Origin of the sequence: Pseudomonas putida, from assembly GCA_041071465.1 — a bacterium.
Taxonomy (GTDB): domain Bacteria; phylum Pseudomonadota; class Gammaproteobacteria; order Pseudomonadales; family Pseudomonadaceae; genus Aquipseudomonas; species Aquipseudomonas putida_P.
Genome location: CP163498.1, coordinates 1442535 through 1462040 on the forward strand (window position 1 = coordinate 1442535; position 19506 = coordinate 1462040).

Consider the following 19506-nt stretch of genomic DNA (forward strand, 5'->3'; position numbering starts at 1 on the left):
GCTTTTGTTTTTCATTTGGATGTGTGTTGCCTGCACTGGCCCTATCGGTCAGATACAAAAAAGCCCCGGTTTCCCGAGGCCTTCCTTGCAAAGTCTTGAACCCGCCTTAACGAACCAGGCAAGGCCGCTTGTTATCGAAGCACCACCCCGGTATCAGGTACTGCATCGCCACGCTGTCATCCCGCGCGCCAAGGCCCATGTTGCGGTAGCACTCATGCGCCTTGGCCAGTTGGTCTTCATCCAACTCCACCCCCAGCCCTGGCCGCGCCGGCACCCGCACATGCCCGTCGACAATACGCAGCGGCTCGCGGGTCAGGCGTTGGCCGTCCTGCCAGATCCAATGGGTGTCGATGGCGGTGATCTCACCCGGCGCCGCAGCCGCCACCTGAGTGAACATCGCCAGCGAAATGTCGAAGTGGTTGTTGGAGTGGGAACCCCAGGTCAGCCCCCAGTCGTTGCACATCTGCGCCACCCGCACCGAACCCTGCAAAGTCCAGAAGTGCGGGTCGGCCAGCGGGATGTCCACCGACTGCAACTGGATGGCATGGCCCATCTGTCGCCAGTCGGTGGCGATCATGTTGGTGGCGGTGGGCAGACCAGTGGCGCGGCGAAACTCGGCCATCACTTCACGGCCCGAGTAACCGTTCTCGGCACCGCACGGGTCTTCGGCGTAGGCCAGCACGCCGTGCTTGTCGCGACACAGGGCAATGGCCTCTTGCAATGACCAGGCGCCGTTCGGGTCGAGGGTGATGCGCGCTTCGGGAAAGCGCTCGGCCAAGGCCGTTACCGCGTCCATCTCTTCTTCGCCGCGCAATACCCCGCCCTTGAGCTTGAAGTCGCTGAAGCCATAACGCGCCTTGGCGGCCTCGGCCAGACGTACCACCGCCTCTGTGGTCAGCGCCGTTTCGTGACGCAGGCGGAACCAGTCTTCATCGCTATCGGTTTCGTTGCGGTAAGCCAGGTCGGTCTGCTGACGGTCGCCGATATAGAACAGGTAACCGAGCATCTTCACTGCATCGCGTTGCTGCCCCTCGCCCAGCAGTGCCGCCATCGGCACGTTCAGATGCTGGCCGAGCAGGTCGAGCAGCGCCGACTCGATGGCGGTCACCGCGTGCACGGTGATGCGCAGGTCGAAGGTTTGCAGGCCACGGCCGGCCGAGTCGCGGTTGGCAAAGGTGTGGCGCATGGCATTGAGCACACGCTGGTAATGGCCGATTGGCTGGCCGACCACCAGGCTGCGGGCGTCCTCCAGGGTTTGGCGAATCTTCTCGCCGCCGGGCACTTCGCCAAGGCCGGTGTTGCCGGCGCTGTCGCGCAGCACCACCACGTTGCGGGTGAAGTACGGGCCATGGGCGCCACTGAGGTTGAGCAGCATGCTGTCATGGCCGGCGACGGGGATCACGCGCAGGTCGGTGACCACCGGGGTGCTGGTGTGAACGGCTGGGTTGGTCTGCATGTTCATGGTTGTTGTCTCGCAGTCATCAGTGGGTCTGGCCCAGGGCCGAAGGGGCCTTGAGGTCATCGGAAGGGGCGCCTTTGGGGCGCATGCGTACGAAGAAGATGGCGATGGCTGCAAGCACCGAGGTTACCGCCAGGCCGTACAGCCCACCCTGGATCGAGCCGGTTTGCTGCTCCAGCAGGCCAAAGGTGGTGGGGGCGACGAAGCCGCCGAGGTTGCCGACCGAGTTGATCAGGGCAATGACCGCTGCCGCGATACGGGCATCCAGGTAGCCCTGGGGGATTGGCCAGAACAGCGACGACGCCGACTTGAAGCCAATCGCGGCGAAGCACACCGCGACGAAGGCGAACACCGGCCCACCGGTAGTGGACATGAACATGCCGATGGCGGCGACCAGCAGGGCACCCGCCACCCAGGCCTGCTGGAATTTCCAGCGTGTGGAACCGGCGGCGAAGGCGTACATGGCCAGGATCGAGATCAGCCACGGGATCGAGTTGAAGAACCCGACCTGCATGTCACTCAGATCGCCCATGCGCTTGATGATGCTCGGCAGCCAGAACGTGGCGGCATAGATGGTCAACTGGATGCAGAAGTAGATCAGGCAGAACAGCACGATCTGGCGGTCCTTGAGCAGGCTCCAGGCCGACGGTTTGACAGCGCCAACGGCCTCGCGTGCTTGCTGCTCGCGGTCGATGGTGGCGACCAGTGCGTCCTGTTCGGCCTTGCTCAGCCACTTGGCATCTTGCGGCTTGGAGTCGAGCCAGAAGAACACGAAGAAGCACAGCACCACCGAGGCCATGCCTTCGATGAACAGCATCCACTGCCAGCCATGCAGGCCCAAGCCCTGAAGCTGCATCAGCGCCCCGGCCAGCGGCCCGGAAATCAACGAAGCCAGTGCCGAACCGCTGAGGAAGATGGCAATGGCCTTGCCGCGCTCGGCAGCCGGCAACCAACGGGTGAAGTAGTAGATCACCCCTGGGAAGAACCCCGCTTCGGCCACACCCAGTAGAAAGCGCAGCACATAGAACTGGGTTTCGTTCTGCACAAAGGCCATGGCCGTGGCCACCAGCCCCCAGGTGAACATGATGCGGGTCAGCCACAGGCGGGCACCGACCTTTTGCAGCAGCATGTTGGAGGGCACTTCGAACAGTGCGTAGCCGATGAAGAACAAGCCGGCGCCAAAGCCGAAGGCCGCAGCGCTGATGCCCAGGTCACTTTCCAGGTGCGGGCGGACAAAGCCGATGTTGACGCGGTCGAGGTAGTTGACGATGAACATGATGACGAACAGCGGCAGTACGTGGCGCTTGACCTTGGCCACGGCGCTGGCCAACGCGTCGCCGTCATGTCGGCCAGACGGAGCGAGGGTGTCGTTCACTTGCGGATCTCCCACTAATTGTTTTTGTGCGGGTCGAGGTTGTCTGACATGGCAGTGGGGGTGAGCATATGCGCCGCGCAGTTGTACGACAAGCTCACTAACGTCGGTAAATCCTCAAAATACAAGCCATCACAATGGCAATCTGCTTCGATTATGCAAAAACACTTAACCTACGCGTTGACTTGATCACGTGAAAAACCAGCAAAAAATATTTCTATCGATTAACTTGTCGTACAAGTACAACAGTCAGCGGATGGCACATGGAACCCGAACACGCCCGTAAACGCGGCCACAGCCGCGCTCATGACCTGGTTTCCAGCCTGACCCAGCACATTTTGCTGGGCACCTTCAAACCGGGCGACAAGTTGCCCTCGGAAAACACCCTGGTGCGCGAGCACGGAGTCAGCCGCACGGTGGTGCGCGAAGCCTTGTCCAAGTTGCAAGCTTCGGGGCTGGTGGAGCCGCGCCACGGTATCGGTACGTTCGTGATGGAGCGCCAGGCCCAGGCCGGCCTGCGCGTGGCGGCGGAAAGCGCGGCGAATGTGCGTGATCTGCTGGAACTGCGTATTGGCCTGGAGGGTCAGGCCGCCGCATTGGCCGCGCTGCGCCGTGACGAGGGGCAGCTGGCACGCATGCGCCAGGCGCTGGATGACTACCAGGACCTGGCCGCAGCTGGCGACAGTTGCATCGAAGCCGACCGGCGCTTTCACCTGCTGATTGCCGAGGCCACTGGCAACCTGTATTTCACCGAGATGCTGCTGCAGCTAGGCAACGGCCTGATCCCGCGTAACCGCATGGCCCTGGCCGAACGCTCCGGGGCCAAGCTGGCGCGGCAAGCCTACCTGGCCAACCTGGAGCACGAGGCGATCCTCAATGCCATCCGCCGACAAGACCCGGATGCGGCGCGGGCGGCTGTGTGCCTGCACCTGTCCAACAGCCGCGACCGGTTGCTGCCAGGTTGATAATCATCCGACTGGCGCATCCCCCTGTGTAGGAGCGGCCTTGTGTCGCGAAAAGGGCCGCGAAGCGGCCCCCGGTCATCAGCTATATCGCATAAATCGGGGGGCTGCTTCGCAGCCCTTTCGCGGCACAAGGCCGCTCCTACAAGGGACCGCATCTGGCCGGTTTTCAAGCCACCGCCCGGTCCACCAGCACCTGCAGGCGCCCCTGCGAACAGCGCTCCACCCGGGCCACCACGCCATACACCTCAGCCAACAGCCCCGGCTGCAGCACATCCACCGGCGCCCCGCAGGCCACCACCCTGCCCTCACGCAACACCACCAGCCAATCTGCGTGGCTGGCTGCCAGGTTGATGTCATGCAGCACCGCCACCGCCAGCAACCGATGCGCCTGCACGCGTTCGCGCACAGCGCCCATCACCCGCAACTGGTAATGCAGGTCCAGCGCACTGGTCGGCTCGTCTAGCAACAGCACCTGTGGGTTGCGTGCCAGCAACTGGGCCAAGGCCACCAGCTGCCGTTGCCCGCCAGACAAACTGTCCAGCGAGCGCTCGGCCAAACCCTCGATGCCCAACTGGCGCAACGCATCGAAGGCGCAGCCCAGCAGATCGCTGCCAGCGCTCACGCGCAAGGCCGCAACAATGCTTTCCAATACGCCCAAGGCGATACCCGGCGGTAGCTGCTGGGGCATATAGGCCAGGCGACGTGAGCGCTCGGCAAAGCCCAGGCGCGTCACATCCTGCCCATCCAGGCGCAAACCACCGCGCATCCGCTCCAGCCCTGCCAAGGCACGCAACAACGTGGATTTGCCCGCACCATTTGGCCCGACCAGCGCTACCAGGCTGCCGGCCGGCAACGCCGGCAGGCTCACCCCCTGCAGGATCTGCCGCGCGCCGTAGGCCACCGAAACACCCTCGATCAACAGGCTCACAACCTTCTCCCCCGGCGGAACACCAGCACCACGAATACCGGCACGCCCACCAGCGCGGTAACGATGCCCACCGGCACGATCACCCCCGGCAAGATCGCCTTGCTGACAAGCGACGACAGCGACAGCATCAACGCCCCCACCAGCGCACTGGCGGGCAGCAGGAAGCGTTGGTCCTCACCGACCAGCAGCCGGGCGATGTGCGGCCCGACCAGGCCGACAAAACCGATGGTGCCGACGAATGCCACCGCCGTTGCCGACAACAGGCTGATGCGCAGCAGCGAGGCAAAACGCAGGCGCCGGGTATCGACGCCAAAACTGCGCGCACGGTCCTCGCCCATGCGCAGCAAGGTCATGGCCGGTGCCGCTCGTAGCGAGAACGGCAACAGCAACCCCAGCACCAGGGCCAGCATGCCAAGCTTGTGCCAGTCGGCGCGGGCCAGGCTACCCAAGGTCCAGAACACCAGTTGCTGCAGCACATCCTCGGTGGCCAGCAATTGCAGCAACGAGACCAACGCATTGCAGCTGAACACCAAGGCGATGCCAAACAGCACCAGGCTCTCGACCCCGGCGCCACGCAACCGCGACATGGCCTGCAACAGCACCACCGACAGGCAGGCGAAGATGAACGCCATCACCGTCACCTGGGCGCTCGGCGCCAGCCAGGCAATGCCCAGTGGGTAGGCAATCGCCAGCGAGGCGCCGAGTGCCGCCGATGACGACACACCCAAGGTGAAGGGGCTGGCCAGCGGGTTGTCTAGAATCGCCTGCATCTCGGCACCGGCAAGCGCCAAGGCCGCCCCCACCAGCACCGCCATCAGCGAGTACGGCAGGCGCACGTTCCAGATGATCACCCGCTCGGTGGCACTCAACGTCGCCGGGTCGAAGACGCCATGCAGCAATTGCCCCAGGCCCATGCCCGAGGCACCGCTGGCCAGGTCGCCCAGTACCGACAACAACAGCAACAACGCCAGCGTGAAGACCAGCAAGGCCCGCCGCCACAACAGGCGACGATAATGCCAGGCTGCCAACGCCGCGCCTTCGTGGGCCAGCGCGGTCACCTGGCATCGACCCAGTACTGGCCGTCCAGGCCGACCTTGAGCATGCGGTTGATTTCACCCATGGTTGCCTGCGGGTCGAGCGCCTTGAAACGCTCCGGGTGTACCCATCGGGCCATGGCCTCGACCGCCAGGATGTTGAAGGGCGAGTTGTAGAAGTCATGCCACAAGCCATGGGCCTGGCCAGCCTGGATCGGCCGCAGCGGGGCGAACTCGGGGCGCGCGGTGATCTTCGCCAGGCTCTGGCGTGCCGTATCGGTGGAGACGCCAGCCCCCAGCAGCACCCCGGGCGCGCGGTTGCCGGTGGCGATGTACACGTCCGGGTCGGCTTGCAACACGTACTCGACACTCACATCACCCAGCGCCCCAGGCACCACATCGGCACCAATGTTGTGCCCGCCTACGGCTTCGACCACGCTGCCCAATCCGCTCTTGCCAGTGGTATGCCCCGGTGCCTGCCACACGCCAGCCAACAGTTCGAGAAACACCTTGGGCCGCTCGCTTTCCTTGATCCTGGCCACGCCGTCGGTTACCCGCTTCAGGTGACGGTCGTACAGGTTCAGGTACTCCGCCGCCTGCGGCTCACGCCCCAGCAGCGTGCCCAGTGCCTGCATGCTCACCCGGGTATTGCGGATCGGGTGCACGCGAAAGTCGATGAACAGCACCGGCACCCCGGCCTTTTCCAGTAGATCGGCCACCGGGCTGTGCTGGGTCGGGCCCTCACCGGCGATGCTGAAAATGGCCAGGTCGGGCTTGAGCGCCAGTATCTGCTCAGCGCTCACGCTCTGCTCGGACGCCTGGCCGATCAGCGGCAACTTGGCCACTTGTGGGTACTGCTGCGCATACACCTCATAGGTATGCGGGTCGAGCAGGCGCATGTCGTTCTGCCAGCCAACCACCCGCTGGAACGGGTTGTCACGGTCAAGCAAAGCCAGCGCGAAGAACAGGCGCCCTTCGCCAAGCACGATGCGCTGAGGCGGGTGGTCAACCTCGACCTTGCGCCCGAGCACGTCGGTCACTTGCATGGCGCTGGCAGGTTGGATGAAGCCGAGGCAGGTAGCCAACAGCAAGACAGGCAGCAAACGCTGCCAGAAAAGGGGAGTCGGGCACATCGGGGCATCCTCTTGAAGAGAACCAATCGCAACAGAGCGGGGCATTCTAGCCAGCCGCCCTGTGCTGCCGATGTGCGCGAATGTATTGGCTTGTAGGGTGGCCGTTACATCCAGCCGCCCTCACCTATCCTCACCAAGTCAGGCAGATCTTGCCGAAATGCCGGTTGCTCTCCTGGTAACGGAACGCCTCGACGATCTGCTCCAACTCGAAATGCTTGTCCACCACCGGGCGCAGGCCGTTGGCATCGATCGCCCGCACCATCGCCTGCTGCTGCGCACGGCTGCCTACCAGCACCCCTTGCAGGCGAATCTGCCGCACCAGCGCCTGCACCAGCGGCAACTGCCCAGCCACCCCGGTGAGGATACCGATCAGCGAAACATGCCCACCGATGCGCGCGGCAATCATCGACTGCTCCAGCGTCGCCGGGCCACCCACTTCGATCACATGATCAACCCCGCGGTTGCCCGTCAGCTCACGCACTTTCTCACCCCAGGCCGGGGTGCTCTTGTAATTGATCAGGTGGTCGGCACCCAACGCTTTCAGGCGCTCCAACTTGGCATCGCTGGACGAGGTGGCGATCACTGTGGCGCCGGCCAGCTTGGCGAACTGCAAGGCGAAAATCGACACACCGCCAGTGCCCTGCACCAGAACCGTGTCGCCGGGCTTGAGGTGATCATCACTCATCAGCGCGCGCCAGGCGGTAAGCCCGGCGGTGGTCAGGGTGGCCGCTTCGGCATGGCTGAAACCCTTGGGCGCCAGGGTGAACGCAGTGGCACGGGCGGTGACCTGCTCTCGGGCGTAGCCATCGAGGCCGTCGCCAGGCACCTGGGCAAAGCCCTCGACATTGGCCTGGCCATCGAGCCAATCGGGGAAGAAGGTGCTGACCACGCTGTCGCCGACCTGGAACTCGGTAACGCCAGCCCCCACCGCGACCACCTCACCGGCGCCATCGGCCATGGGGATGCGCCGCTCGCTCGGGCCCCACATGCCGCTGACCACGGCGAAATCGTGGTAGTTGAGGGAGCTGGCGTGCAGGCGCACGGTGATCTCGCCGGCCTTGGGGGCCAGGGCCTCGCTGGTGCCGACCTCGACCTTGTCGTAGCCGCCGCCGGGTTGTACGTAGATGGCCTTGCTGGTCATGGGTAGGTCTCCGTATCAGAAGAAAGAATGGGGTTCAGCATAGACAGGTCCGGCCCTTTCGCGGGCATGCCCGCGAACAGACCCGCATTGCCAATACAAGAATCAGCCCAGCATCACCTTCAATGCCTGGCAATCGGCCGCATGCCAATCCACCAGCTCCGGCCACGGGTTATCCGGCAGGTTCACCAGCACCGTGCGCGCCCCCGCCGCCCGTCCACAGTCCAGGTCAAAGCGGTAATCCCCCACCATCACCAGCTCACTGGGCGCCACGCCCCAGGCACTGGCAATTTTCAGTAACCCATCCGGGCTCGGCTTGGGCGCCGCTTCGTCACGCCCGAGAATGTGCTCCACCGCGAAGCAGTCCGCCAGGCCGATGGCCTCCAGCGTCACATGCGCAAGCTCACGCGCATTGCGGGTAAGAATACCCAGCCGGCAACCGCGCTCGGCCAGTTCGCGCGCACCAGTTCCACCGCCCCGGTGGCCGCCGTGGAGGCAACCGCCAGGTCCCGCTCGTGCTCCAGCAACCAGGCATGCTTGGCTGCCGCCTCATCAGCCGGCAGCGCCGCCAGGTGGGTGAGGATGTCGTGCTCGGCCGGGATGTCCAACGCCACGCGAATGGCGGCAAAGTCGTGCACCGCCACGGTCAAGGTGCCGTCCATGTCGAACACCCAGTTGCGCACCTCGCCAAGGAGGCTCATGCCCAATCCTTGCGATGACGAATCAGGCCTTCCTGGCTGGACGATGCCACCAGTTGCCCGGCCTGGTTGAAGATGCTGCCGCGGCAGAAACCACGGGAATTACCGGCCCAGGGGCTATCGGTTGCGTACAGCAGCCATTCGTCAGCGCGCAGGTTGCCATGGAACCACAACGAATGGTCGAGGCTGGCGATCTGCATGTCGCGCTGCCACACCGACTTGCCATGGGGCAGCAGCGCAGTGGTCAGCAGGCCGAAATCCGAGGCGTAGGCCAGCAGGTACTTGTGCAGGGCGGGTACGTCAGGCAGGTTGCCGTCGGCGCGGAACCAGGCGTACTTCACCGGGTCGCCGGGCTTGGGGTTGAACGGGTCACGCTCGGTGACCGGGCGGATCTCGATCGGCTTGGCGCACAGCACTTTGTCGCGAATGCGCTCGGGCAACTGGTCGGCCATGGCGCGGGCCAGTTCTACTTCGGTCGGCAGGTTTTCCGGGCCGACCACCTCTGGCATCTGCGCCTGGTGCTCGAACCCTTCCTCGTCGTACTGGAACGATGCGCTGCAGGTGAAGATGGTCTGGCCTTTCTGGATCGCCGTCACCCGCCGGGTGCTGAAACTGCCGCCATCGCGCACGCGGTCCACCGAGTACACCACCGGCAGGCTGGCATCGCCCGGGCGCAGGAAGTAGCCGTGCAACGAATGCACATGGCGCGCGTCCTCGACCGTCTGGCTGGCTGCCGACAACGACTGCCCCAGCACTTGCCCACCGTACAGCTGGCGGAAGCCCAGGTCCTGGCTGCGGCCACGGAACAGGTTCTCCTCGATGGCTTCGAGGCTCAACAGGTCGACCAGGTCGTCCAACACATGACTCATCGGGGGTTCTCCGTAGGAGCGAGCTTGCTCGCGATGCGCCGCCCGAGCGGCGCTCGATCTCACAGGCGCTGAACGTGCAACATGCAGCGCCTTCCAAGTGGGCAAATAATACAGGGTTTGTCATTGGTGCCGGGCATGGCCATGCATTCAGGGGCGCAGGGTGCGCTCCCAATGGGTGCGGTCGATGCGGTACAGCACATGCGGGCGCAGCGGGTGGCCCTCAGGCAGGCGGGGGTGCTCGAAACTGCCCTGCGCGTCCTGCTGCATACCGATGGCTTGCATGACCTTCTGCGACGGCAGGTTGCTCTCGCTAGTGAACGACACCACTTCCTCCAGGCGCAATTGGGCGAAAGCACAACGCAGGCAGGTCCACGCCGCCTCGCTGGCAAAACCCAGGCCCCAGTGACGGCGGGCCAGGCGCCAGCCAATCTCCACAGCGGGGGTGAAATCGGCCTCGAAGCCCACGTGCAGCAAACCGGTCATGCCGATGAACGCGCCGCTGTCCTTGCGCTCAAGGGCCCACAAACCAAAACCGTATTCATTGAAGTGCCCGCGCACCCGACCGATCAATGCAGCGGCTTCCAGACGCGTCAGGGGCGCCGGGAAGTAGCGCATCACCTGCGGGTCGGCGCACAGCGCGGCGAACTCGCGCAGGTCGTCGTCGTGCCATTGGCGCAGCACCAGCCGTGCGCTTTCCAGTTCAAGGATGGGGGTCATGGGGCCTGCTCCGGTTTTGCCGCCTTGCAGTGTACAGCGTAGGCGCGGGCTCGGCTTTCACCCAACCGGTAGCCGCCGAATGCAATTTTCACACGCCCTTCACCGGCCCCCGACAGGCCCCTCAGCACAATGCCGCCATCTCTGCCGCGCCAGACGCGGCCATGCCAACGGAGCTACGCATGCAATCGAGCAATACCCTGGGGCACGCTGCCATACACACCCGGCGCAAGCGGCGCCTGTCTCGCAAAGCCCTCGGTGCCGCCCTTGGCCTGTGCATGGTCGTGGCGGCGTTGACCACCTGGCTGGCGACGAGGACGCATATCGTGGACCTTGGCAACGAGCAACAACTGAGTGACAGCGGTTTACTGCAAGACTGGGCCGAAGGCGCGGTGATCGTGATGATCCGCCACGCCGAACGCTGCGACAGCGCACCCGGCCCCTGCCTGGACGACCCCACCGGTATCACCGTCAGCGGTAGCCAGGCCGCAACCCGTGTTGGCCAAGGGCTGAACCGGCTGGGCCTGCACAACGCCGACCTGCTGACCAGCCCGAAACTGCGCACCCGGCAAACCGCGCACTTCATCCTCGGTCAGGCGGTGGCCAGCGAAGGCTGGCTGGAAACCTGCGACAGCCAGTTCGCCAGCGAGGCGCTGGCGCGCAAACGTGCGGGGCACAACCTGGTGCTGGTGACCCACAACGGCTGCATCGACCATTTCGCCCGCCAGCAGAACGTTGCCGGTGGCGAGCGTCAAAGCAGCTACGCCAGCGCTTTGTTCGTGTCGGTGGATGGCGATGGCAAGGCGCGCATCCGAGGGCGCCTGAACGAGCCGGACTGGCAACGCGTATTGGCCAGCGCAGGACGATAACTGGCAAGATCAGCACTGGCCCCGATTGTGAACACCCCATGCCGCTGCCGCTGATCTACCACGAAGACTACAGCCCGGAGTTCCCCGCCGAACACCGCTTCCCGATGGACAAGTTCCGCCTGCTGCGCGACCACTTGGTCGACAGCGGGCTGACCACCGACCAAGCCCTGCTGCGCCCGGACATCTGCCCCAACGACATCCTCGCCCTGGCCCACGACCGCAGCTACATCGAGCGCTACATGAACGGCGAGCTGTCGCGCGAGGACCAGCGCCGCCTCGGCCTGCCCTGGAGCGAGGCGCTGGCCCGGCGCACCGTGCGCGCCGTCGGCGGCTCGCTGCTCACGGCCGAAATGGCCCTGCAGCACGGCATCGCCTGCCACCTCGCCGGTGGCACCCACCATGCCCATTACGACCACCCCGCCGGCTTCTGCATCTTCAACGACCTCGCGGTGATCAGCCGTTACCTGCTGGCGGCTGGCCGGGTACACCGGGTGCTGATTTTCGACTGCGACGTGCACCAGGGCGATGGCACCGCGCGCATCCTGCACGACACGCCAGAGGCCATCACCGTGTCGCTGCACTGCGAGCAGAACTTCCCGGCCCGCAAGGCGCAAAGCGACTGGGACATCCCCCTGCCCCGTGGCATGGGCGATACCGCCTACCTGAAGGTGGTGGACGACGCCCTCAATTACCTGCTGCCGTTGTATCAGCCCGACCTGGTGCTGTATGACGCCGGCGTCGATGTGCACAAAGACGACGCCTTGGGCTACCTGCAACTGACCGATGCTGGCGTTGCCGCCCGTGACGAAGCCGTATTGCGCCACTGCCTGGGCCGCGATATCCCGGTGGTGGGCGTGATCGGCGGTGGTTACAGCAAGGACCGCGCAGCCTTGGCCAAACGCCACGGCATCCTTCACCACAGCGCAGCACGCGTCATCGGTTGTTCACAATGACTGTGGAACCGCTTGTGGATAACCTGCGGGAAAGGCGCTACAGCCCTTTGATGGCAAGGCCTGCAGACTTCTGAGCATTTTTTGACCAGTGCTTCCATGGCCAGCGCTGCGCTAGAATGCGCCTCTTTTCCACAGCCTGCTGCCCACCATGCCCGATCTGAACCCCGCATCCTCTCCCCTCGCTGTCGTCATCGGTGGCGGCCCTGCCGGCTTGATGGCTGCCGAAGCACTGGCCCAGGCAGGCCTGTCAGTCGAGGTGTTCGATGCCATGCCTTCGGTTGGGCGCAAGTTCCTGCTGGCGGGCGTCGGCGGCATGAACATCACCCATTCCGAGCCCTACTCGGCGTTCGTGGCCCGCTATGCCGAACGCCAGGGCGAGATCGAGGCGTTGCTGCGCGACTTCGATGCGGACGCATTACGCCAATGGATTCACGGCCTGGGCATCGAAACCTTCGTCGGCACCTCGGGCCGGGTGTTTCCGACCGACATGAAAGCCGCGCCGCTGCTACGTGCCTGGCTCAAGCGCCTGCGTGACAACGGGGTAGTTATCCACACCCGTCATCGCTGGCTGGGCTGGAACTCCGATGGCGCCTTGCGGATTGCTTATCCACAGGGCGAACGGCTGGTGAAAGCCGCCGTCGTGGTGCTGGCACTGGGGGGCGCCAGCTGGGCGCGACTGGGCTCCGACGGCAGCTGGCAACCGCTGCTGGCCGAACGGGCTGTGGATATCTCGCCTTTGCAGCCGAGCAACTGCGGTTTTGAAGTAGACAGTTGGAGCGCCTTGCTCAAGGACAAGTTCGCCGGCGCGCCGCTGAAGAACATTGCCCTCAGCGTACCGGGCAGTGCACCGCGCAAAGGCGAGTTCATCCTCACCGCGCAAGGTGTGGAGGGCAGCCTGGTGTATGCCTGGTCGGCTCCGCTGCGCGAGGCCATCAACCGTGACGGCCGTGGGCTGCTGTTGCTCGACCTGCTGCCGGACAAGCCTGTGGACAAAATTGCCCAGGCACTGGCCAAGCCACGCGGTTCACGCTCCATGGCCAAGCATCTGCACAGCCAGTTGGGTATCGATGGGGTCAAGGCGGCACTGCTGCGGGAGCTGACTGATCACGCGAGCTTTGCCGACCCGCAGGCGCTGGCCCGATCGATCAAGGCATTGCCGATCACGTTGGTGCGTACACGGCCGCTGGATGAAGCGATCAGTAGCGCCGGCGGGGTGCGTTTCGAGGGGCTGGATGAGGGGTTGATGGTCAAGGGCATGCCGGGGGTGTTCTGTGCCGGCGAAATGCTGGACTGGGAGGCGCCGACCGGGGGGTATTTGCTAACGGCGTGCTTTGCCAGCGGCTTGCGCGCCGGGCGAGCGGCGGCGGATTGGGTTAAGCCGGTTTCCTGAAAGATTGCCGGGGCTGCTGCGCAGCCCTTTCGCGACACAAGGCCGCTGCCACAGGTACGGCGCGGGCCTGAACTGTGTCGCGATGGGCCGCAGAGCGGCCCCGAAATCTCAGGGCTTACGCTTGCGCGGCCCACCATTGAAACTCGGCACCTTGCGCACCGCCTTGACTGCCGGCTCGGAATTACCCGCCTCAGAACTGTCCATCCAACGGCCCAGCCCGCGCTTGGCGCTGTTTTCTTTCGGCTTCTTGGGCTTCTTCGGTTTCTTGATCACCTGGCCACTGGCATCGGTCAGCGGCACCCGATGATCAGGGATAAAATCAGGCTCTTCATGACGCGGCAGGGTCTGCCGGGTCAGCACTTCGATAGCCGCCAGCAGTTGCACTTCATCCGCGCACACCAGCGAAATCGCCTCGCCCTTGTTGCCCGCCCGCCCGGTACGGCCAATGCGGTGCACGTAGTCCTCGGCAACGATCGGCAGGTCAAGGTTGACCACCAGCGGCAAATCATCGATGTCCAGGCCACGGGCTGCCACATCGGTGGCCACCAGCACCTGCACTTCGCGGGCCTTGAAGCTGTCCAGCGCGCGCTGACGGGTAGCCTGCGGGCGGTCCCCATGAATGCCGTCGGCGTTCACACCTTCGGCCAGCAAACGCTGCACCAGTTGGTCGACACCGTTACGGGTCTTGGCGAACACCAGCACCTGGGTCCAGCGCTGCTTGCGCAGCAGGTGGCAGAACAGGTCTTCCTTGCGCTTTTTATCCACAGGCACCAGCCACTGCTTGACGCTGGTCGCGGTGGCGTTGCGCGGGCTCACTTCGATACTGAGCGGGTCATTCAAGGCCAACCCCGCCAGCACGCGAATCTGATCGGAGAAGGTGGCGGAGAACAGCAGCGTCTGGCGCTTGCGGGGCAGCACCGCGTAAACCGATTGCAGCTCCTCGGCAAAGCCCAGGTCGAGCATGCGGTCAGCTTCGTCCAGTACCAGGGTCTGCACCTGGTTGAACTTCACCGCGTTCTGCCGGAACAGGTCGAGCAAACGACCCGGGGTGGCCACCAGCAGGTCGACACCACGGCGCAGGCGCATCATCTGCGGGTTGATGCTGACGCCGCCATACACCGCGTAGGTGCTCAGCGGCAGGTTCTCGGCGTATTCGCGCACGTTGTTGTGCACCTGCTCGGCCAGTTCGCGGGTAGGTACCAGCACCAGCGCACGGATGGAGTTGCTGGCCACCTTTTCGCCTTCCAGCGCCAGGCGCTGCAGCACGGGCAAGGCAAAGCCTGCGGTCTTGCCGGTACCGGTCTGGGCTGCGGCCATCAGGTCGCGGCCGGCCAGCACGGCGGGGATGGCCTTGGCCTGCACCGGGGTCGGGGTGGTGTAGTCCAGCTGCTGCAGGGTACGCAGCAGCGGTTCGATCAGGCCGAGTTTGGCGAAATTCATGGCAATACCGTCGGGGGTTCAGCGAAGGCGGCAAGTTTACCGCATCACCCCTGCCTACTTGCAGATTTCGCCTTTCAACGGCTGCGCAGGCGCCTTGCGCCACTGTGGGAGGCCGATCAGCACCACCGCACCGATAATCACCGCCATCGCCACGCACTCTTCGGCGCCAATCTGTTCGCCGGCGAAGACGATGCCCAACAGCACCGCCACCGCCGGGTTGACGTAGGCGTAGCTGGTGGCGGCTGCCGGGCGCACATGTTTGAGCAAATACATGTAGGCACTGAACGCCAGGATCGAGCCGAAGAACACCAGATAGGCCAACGCCCCCCAGCCGGCAGCGGTCGGCATCTGCGTCATACGCTCGCCCGACAGCACACTGCCCAGCAACAGTACCGCCCCCCCCACCAGCATTTCTGCCGCGCTGGCCATCGGCCCCTGGGGCAGCGGCAAGGTTTTGCTCCACACCGAGCCGAACGCCCAGGACGCCGCTGCGAACAGGATCAGCGCTGCACCCATCGGGCTTGCCTGCAGGTTGGAACCCAGGTTCAGCAGGCCGATACCCACCAGCCCCAGGGCAATGCCCGCCCACTCCAGCTTCGAATTGCGGTGCCCGAACAACAGGCCGAACAGCAGGGTGAACAGTGGCACTGTCGCCACGGCCAGCGCCGCTACGCCCGACGCCACGCCAGCATGCTCGGCCACGGTCACACCACCGTTACCACAGCTAAGCAGCAAAAAGCCAATTGCCCCTGCCGCCCGCCACTGCGGCCAGGTAGGCGCGGGCACACCGCGCCAGCGCAAAAAACCGTACAGCAGGCCGCCGGCAATCAGAAAGCGCACCCCGGCCATGAGCATCGGAGGCCAGCTCTCCACGCCGATACGAATGAACAGATAAGTGGAACCCCAAACCAGGTACAAGGCCAGGAAAGCACCAATGAGCAACAGCGGGAAGCGACGGGCGGCAGGCATGGGAAAACTCGAAATCCGTTTACGGGTGCTTCAGTTTAACGGCCTGCCTGGGCGAAGATACGTTACAGAACGGGCTCAAATGAGCGGCACACTTTTGGTGCGTTCGGCTTGAGCCCTGTATTGCCGGCCAGCCCTAACGGTACTTGGCCAGCGTGTCGCGCACCTTTGCAGCCGGGACTTTCTGCAACCGACAAAGCAGATCGTGCGAAAGTTGCTGTAAACCGTGGTCCTGGCGCAACACGCCAGTCAGGTGTTGCAGCAGGTTGGCGGCCATTTCGGCATCGGCCATGGCCCGGTGCGCGGTCCCGGTGTCCGGCAACCCAGCCCAACGTGTCAGAGTACCCAGCTTGTGGTTCGGCGCCGCCGGCAGCAGGCGCCGTGACAGCAGCAGAGAGCAAGCGAACGGCTGGCTGCGGCTGCGACCGATGCGGCTCAGTTCGTAGTCCCAGAACTTCTGGTCGAAGGCCGCGTTGTGCGCCAGCAATGGGGTGCAACCGACAAACTCGGCCACCTCGTTCATCACTTTGTCCACCGGCGGCGCAGTGCGCAACATGGCGGTGGTGATGCCGGTCAGGCCGGCGACGAAGGCCGGCACTGGCACGCCCGCGTTCATCAGGCTCTGGTAGCGCTCGACAATGCGCCCGCCTTCGAGCATTACCACCGCCACCTCGGTGGCGCGGCAACCGGCACCGGGGGAAATACCGGTGGTTTCAAAGTCGATGACAGCGATACGTTCCATGAAAAACCTTAGTGTTTGAGCAACAGTGTGCCCTCAATGGGCACATAGCGGGTGGCGGCACGGATCAATGACAGCGCCGTCAGCCCCGGCACGCCATACACCACGGCTTCGGTGCCATGGCGCTGGATCACCCGCTCCAGCAGCAGGTCGAAATCACCATCGCCAGAAGCCAGCACTACCTGATCGACCCTGCTTGCCGCGTCGATTACATCCAGGGTAATGCCCACATCCCAGTCGCCTTTGGCCGAGCCATCGCTGCGCTGGATGAAGGGTTTGAGACGCACGTCGAAACCGAGGTTGCGCAAAATCTGCTGGAACTGTTGCTGCTTGGCGTCGCCACGGTCGATGGCATAGGCCACGGCTTCGACGATCTGGCCTTCGCGGCTGACGTCGGCCCAAAGGGCGGTGTAGTTGAAATGGCAGCCATGGGCCTGGCGCACGGTGTAGTAGAGGTTCTGCACATCGGCGAACAGCGCGATCTTTTTCACCTGGGAACCTCGTGTCCGGTCTGGGATTTTGGGGCTGCGTTGCAGCCCTTTCACGACACAAGGCCGCTCCCACAGGTCGGGCAATGCGTGTGAAACCTGCACTTTACCTGTGGGAGCGGCCTTGCGTCGCGAAAGGGGCGCACAGCGCCCCTCAAAAATGCCAGCAGTATGCCAGACCTGTCAGACGTACGAGTCGTCGTCCGAGAAGAACCCGCCATCATCGCTGCCATAATCGCTGTCGGCGTAACCACCCTGGTCACTGCCCCAACCGCCATTGTCAGCCACTTGCTGCTGACCGCCCTGGTCGTTCCAGCCGCCGTTGTCGCTGGCCGGTGTCGGTTCTTCCTTGATCACCTCGACCACTTCTTCCGGCTGCGAGTTGTGGTTGAACAGGCTGCTGATACCCTGCGCCAGCAACACACCACCGGCCACACCGGCAGCGGTCTGCATGGCCCCACCGAGGAAACTGCTGGCGCCGCCGCGCGCCGGCGCGGCGGCAAAGCCAGGTTGCTGTGTTGGCGGCTGGGAGAAGCCCGGTGCCGAAGGCTCGCGCCAGCCACCACCCGACGCCACCGGGGCAGCAGCGGGACGCTGCGGCTGCACCGCCGGGGCCGCGTTACGCCCACCCGAACCAAAGAGGCTGGACAGGAAACCACCCCCGCCATTGCTTGGCGCGCTGCTGGCGGCTTGTGCGGCCTGGGCCTGGGCGCGGGCCTGCTGCAGTTCGGCCTCCAGCTGCTTGTTCTGCTCGTCGAGGCGCTTGATCGCAGCCTCCTGCACCAATATGGCTTGTGCCATGTAGTAAGGCGCCGCCGGCTGTTGACGCAGATGTTGCTCGATGCACGCCTGGGCCTGCGGATCGCGCGGCTGGCTCGGGTCTTCAGCTTGCTTGATGCGGCCGAACAGGCCGTCGATCAGGGTTTGTTCTTCAGTGTTCATGGGCGACCTCGTGGGGTAGCGGGACAACGGACAGCGTCAAAGATGGGGCGTACGGACGCGGGATTCAATCACCGGCGCGGTGAAACTTTTTTCAGCAAGTGACAGCCCCAGGCCTGCTTTGGGCTAAAGTTAGGCCCCTGTTTTTACTGCCATGCGATGTTGACTGATGAATCCGCTGAGCGTTCTGCGCGACTCCCTGTACTTCTTCCGCCGCCACCTGCCGAACATTGTCCAGCTGTGCCTGCCGCTGGTGGTGCTGGAAGCCCTGCTCACTCAGTTGCTGTACCGGCAGTTGGGCGACCAGGCATCGCCTGCCTACGGCATGCTCGTCAGCCTGCTGCTCTACCCGCTGTACAGCGCCGCGCTGATCCTTTACCTCGATACCCGCAGCAAGGGCCAGGAAATCGCCAAGCGCGACCTGTTCGCCCGCGCCCTGCAGCTCTGGCCACAACTGGCCCTGCTGATTCTCATCAGTTCGCTGCTGATCATGGCGGGCCTTGCCTTGTTCGTCTTCCCGGGCGTATGGATCATGATCAATCTGGTGTTCGCCGAGTACCTGCTGGTGCTGCGCGGCCGCCCGGTGGTGCAGGCGATGCGCGAAAGTGCCAGCATGACCACCGGTCACTTCATGCGCATCATGTTCTGTGTGGTGGCTGTGCTGGCACCGATCTGGCTGATCGACGGGCTGCTGCTGATGGCTTTCCCAGAACCCTCGCCTGGCATGGAGCTGGCCATGGACAGCCTCAGCGGCTTCCTGCAGCTGTTCAGCACCGTGGTGCTGTACCGCCTGTTCATGCTGCTGGAAGGTGAAGCCGGCGCCTGAGGCAACCGGGGAAAGTCTTCGATCTGCCTGGGCGTCGCGCTTGGGCATTAGGGTGCGAAACCTTCAATGCCAACCGAGGAAAGCACCATGCACGAAGACATCAAAGCGGAATTTGCCAGGTCGTTTCGCGGCAGGCTGTACATGCGCGCCGTCAACCGGTACATCCCACTGCGCCTGAGCCGCAGCAGTGACAAGTTCAGCTGGGGGGTTACCCCTGAGGATGACTGGCTACAGGTTGGGGGAAAGCAGGACTCGCCGGTGATGGACTTTCATTACCACTCGCAGACCGACGATCGCCTGCATCACCACATCAGCATCCCTGGGCGACCACAAGCCAAGAAACTGGGCATCAGCCGCAATGGCTACCTGGGCTTCTACTGGCATGCCGACGTCACTGACTACTGGAAGATCGAGCCACTGGAGCTGACCGAGGACGGCCTGGTCTGCCATCTGCGCGACCACCGAGGCCACAGGGTTGGCATCATCAAGGATACGCCGCACAAAAGCGGCGACTGGGTGGCCTTGCTCAATGTCGAGGAAGGTGAAGTGTTCACCTTCCTGCTCGTACCGCTCGGCTGACAGCCGC

19 protein-coding genes and 1 pseudogene are annotated in these 19506 nt (G+C 64.2%); 6 read left to right on the forward strand and 14 right to left on the reverse strand.

The window, feature by feature from the left end:
* Positions 1-106: 106 nt before the first annotated feature.
* Together gudD and AB5975_06710 are read right to left on the reverse strand one after the other, a co-directional pair.
* Complete coding sequence (gene gudD / locus AB5975_06705; GenBank protein XDR21540.1) at positions 107-1462, reverse strand: glucarate dehydratase; 1356 nt, start codon at positions 1460-1462, stop codon at positions 107-109.
* A gap of 19 nt (positions 1463-1481) precedes the next feature.
* On the reverse strand, positions 1482-2834 hold the full coding sequence (locus tag AB5975_06710; GenBank protein ID XDR21541.1) for an MFS transporter: 1353 nt from the start codon (positions 2832-2834) through the stop codon (positions 1482-1484).
* A 260-nt stretch (positions 2835-3094) separates the two neighbouring features.
* On the opposite strand from AB5975_06710, the gene AB5975_06715 reads away from it, so the two are divergent.
* The gene (locus tag AB5975_06715) at positions 3095-3796 is read left to right on the forward strand and encodes a FadR/GntR family transcriptional regulator (protein ID XDR21542.1); all 702 of its coding nucleotides are present in this window, start codon (positions 3095-3097) and stop codon (positions 3794-3796) included.
* 166 nt (positions 3797-3962) lie between these two features.
* On the opposite strand, the gene AB5975_06720 is transcribed toward AB5975_06715, so the two are convergent.
* The 7 genes and pseudogenes from AB5975_06720 to AB5975_06750 all read right to left on the reverse strand — a co-directional run bounded on the left by AB5975_06720 (position 3963) and on the right by AB5975_06750 (position 10313).
* Positions 3963-4724, reverse strand: a complete 762-nt coding sequence (locus AB5975_06720) for an ABC transporter ATP-binding protein (protein ID XDR21543.1) — start codon at positions 4722-4724, stop codon at positions 3963-3965.
* The gene (locus AB5975_06725; GenBank protein XDR21544.1) at positions 4721-5782 is read right to left on the reverse strand and encodes a FecCD family ABC transporter permease; all 1062 of its coding nucleotides are present in this window, start codon (positions 5780-5782) and stop codon (positions 4721-4723) included. Before AB5975_06725 ends, AB5975_06720 begins: the two co-directional genes overlap by 4 nt.
* Entirely contained in the window at positions 5779-6891 is a 1113-nt protein-coding gene (locus AB5975_06730) for an ABC transporter substrate-binding protein (protein XDR21545.1), read from the reverse strand. The genes AB5975_06725 and AB5975_06730 overlap by 4 nt, the downstream gene beginning before the upstream one ends.
* 130 nt (positions 6892-7021) lie before the next feature.
* Positions 7022-8032, reverse strand: a complete 1011-nt coding sequence (locus tag AB5975_06735; GenBank protein XDR21546.1) for an NAD(P)-dependent alcohol dehydrogenase — start codon at positions 8030-8032, stop codon at positions 7022-7024.
* A gap of 102 nt (positions 8033-8134) precedes the next feature.
* Positions 8135-8730: pseudogene (locus tag AB5975_06740) on the reverse strand (HAD family hydrolase).
* Positions 8727-9596, reverse strand: coding sequence for an acyl-CoA thioesterase II (gene tesB, locus AB5975_06745; protein XDR21547.1), 870 nt, complete (start codon positions 9594-9596; stop codon positions 8727-8729). Before tesB ends, AB5975_06740 begins: the two are co-directional and overlap by 4 nt.
* A 147-nt stretch (positions 9597-9743) precedes the next feature.
* Positions 9744-10313: a GNAT family N-acetyltransferase gene (locus AB5975_06750; protein ID XDR21548.1), complete on the reverse strand. Its 570-nt coding sequence runs from the start codon at positions 10311-10313 to the stop codon at positions 9744-9746.
* A 179-nt stretch (positions 10314-10492) separates the two neighbouring features.
* On the opposite strand from AB5975_06750, the gene AB5975_06755 reads away from it, so the two are divergent.
* The 3 genes from AB5975_06755 to AB5975_06765 all read left to right on the forward strand — a co-directional run bounded on the left by AB5975_06755 (position 10493) and on the right by AB5975_06765 (position 13522).
* Positions 10493-11179 carry a histidine phosphatase family protein gene (locus AB5975_06755; protein XDR21549.1) on the forward strand — a complete coding sequence of 229 codons (687 nt, stop codon included), beginning with the start codon at positions 10493-10495 and terminating at the stop codon, positions 11177-11179.
* Between the two features lie 38 nt (positions 11180-11217).
* Positions 11218-12132: a histone deacetylase gene (locus AB5975_06760; protein XDR21550.1), complete on the forward strand. Its 915-nt coding sequence runs from the start codon at positions 11218-11220 to the stop codon at positions 12130-12132.
* Positions 12133-12280: 148 nt separating this feature from the next.
* Positions 12281-13522: a TIGR03862 family flavoprotein gene (locus AB5975_06765; protein ID XDR21551.1), complete on the forward strand. Its 1242-nt coding sequence runs from the start codon at positions 12281-12283 to the stop codon at positions 13520-13522.
* Between the two features lie 108 nt (positions 13523-13630).
* Here the strand turns inward: AB5975_06765 and AB5975_06770 are convergent, their stop codons facing one another.
* The 5 genes from AB5975_06770 to AB5975_06790 form a co-directional block, all read right to left on the reverse strand.
* Complete coding sequence (locus tag AB5975_06770) at positions 13631-14962, reverse strand: DEAD/DEAH box helicase (protein XDR21552.1); 1332 nt, start codon at positions 14960-14962, stop codon at positions 13631-13633.
* Positions 14963-15016: 54 nt separating this feature from the next.
* The gene (gene yedA, locus AB5975_06775) at positions 15017-15931 is read right to left on the reverse strand and encodes a drug/metabolite exporter YedA (protein XDR21553.1); all 915 of its coding nucleotides are present in this window, start codon (positions 15929-15931) and stop codon (positions 15017-15019) included.
* Positions 15932-16064: 133 nt separating this feature from the next.
* Positions 16065-16670 (reverse strand): PolC-type DNA polymerase III, encoded by a 606-nt coding sequence (locus AB5975_06780; GenBank protein ID XDR21554.1) that lies wholly within the window; start codon positions 16668-16670, stop codon positions 16065-16067.
* Positions 16671-16678: 8 nt separating this feature from the next.
* Positions 16679-17158: an NYN domain-containing protein gene (locus tag AB5975_06785; protein XDR21555.1), complete on the reverse strand. Its 480-nt coding sequence runs from the start codon at positions 17156-17158 to the stop codon at positions 16679-16681.
* A 180-nt stretch (positions 17159-17338) separates the two neighbouring features.
* Positions 17339-18097, reverse strand: a complete 759-nt coding sequence (locus AB5975_06790) for a DUF2076 domain-containing protein (GenBank protein XDR21556.1) — start codon at positions 18095-18097, stop codon at positions 17339-17341.
* A 166-nt stretch (positions 18098-18263) separates the two neighbouring features.
* On the opposite strand from AB5975_06790, the gene AB5975_06795 reads away from it, so the two are divergent.
* Positions 18264-18920, forward strand: a complete 657-nt coding sequence (locus AB5975_06795) for a YciC family protein (GenBank protein XDR21557.1) — start codon at positions 18264-18266, stop codon at positions 18918-18920.
* Between the two features lie 87 nt (positions 18921-19007).
* The gene (locus tag AB5975_06800; protein XDR21558.1) at positions 19008-19499 is read left to right on the forward strand and encodes a hypothetical protein; all 492 of its coding nucleotides are present in this window, start codon (positions 19008-19010) and stop codon (positions 19497-19499) included.
* Positions 19500-19506 lie beyond the last annotated feature (7 nt).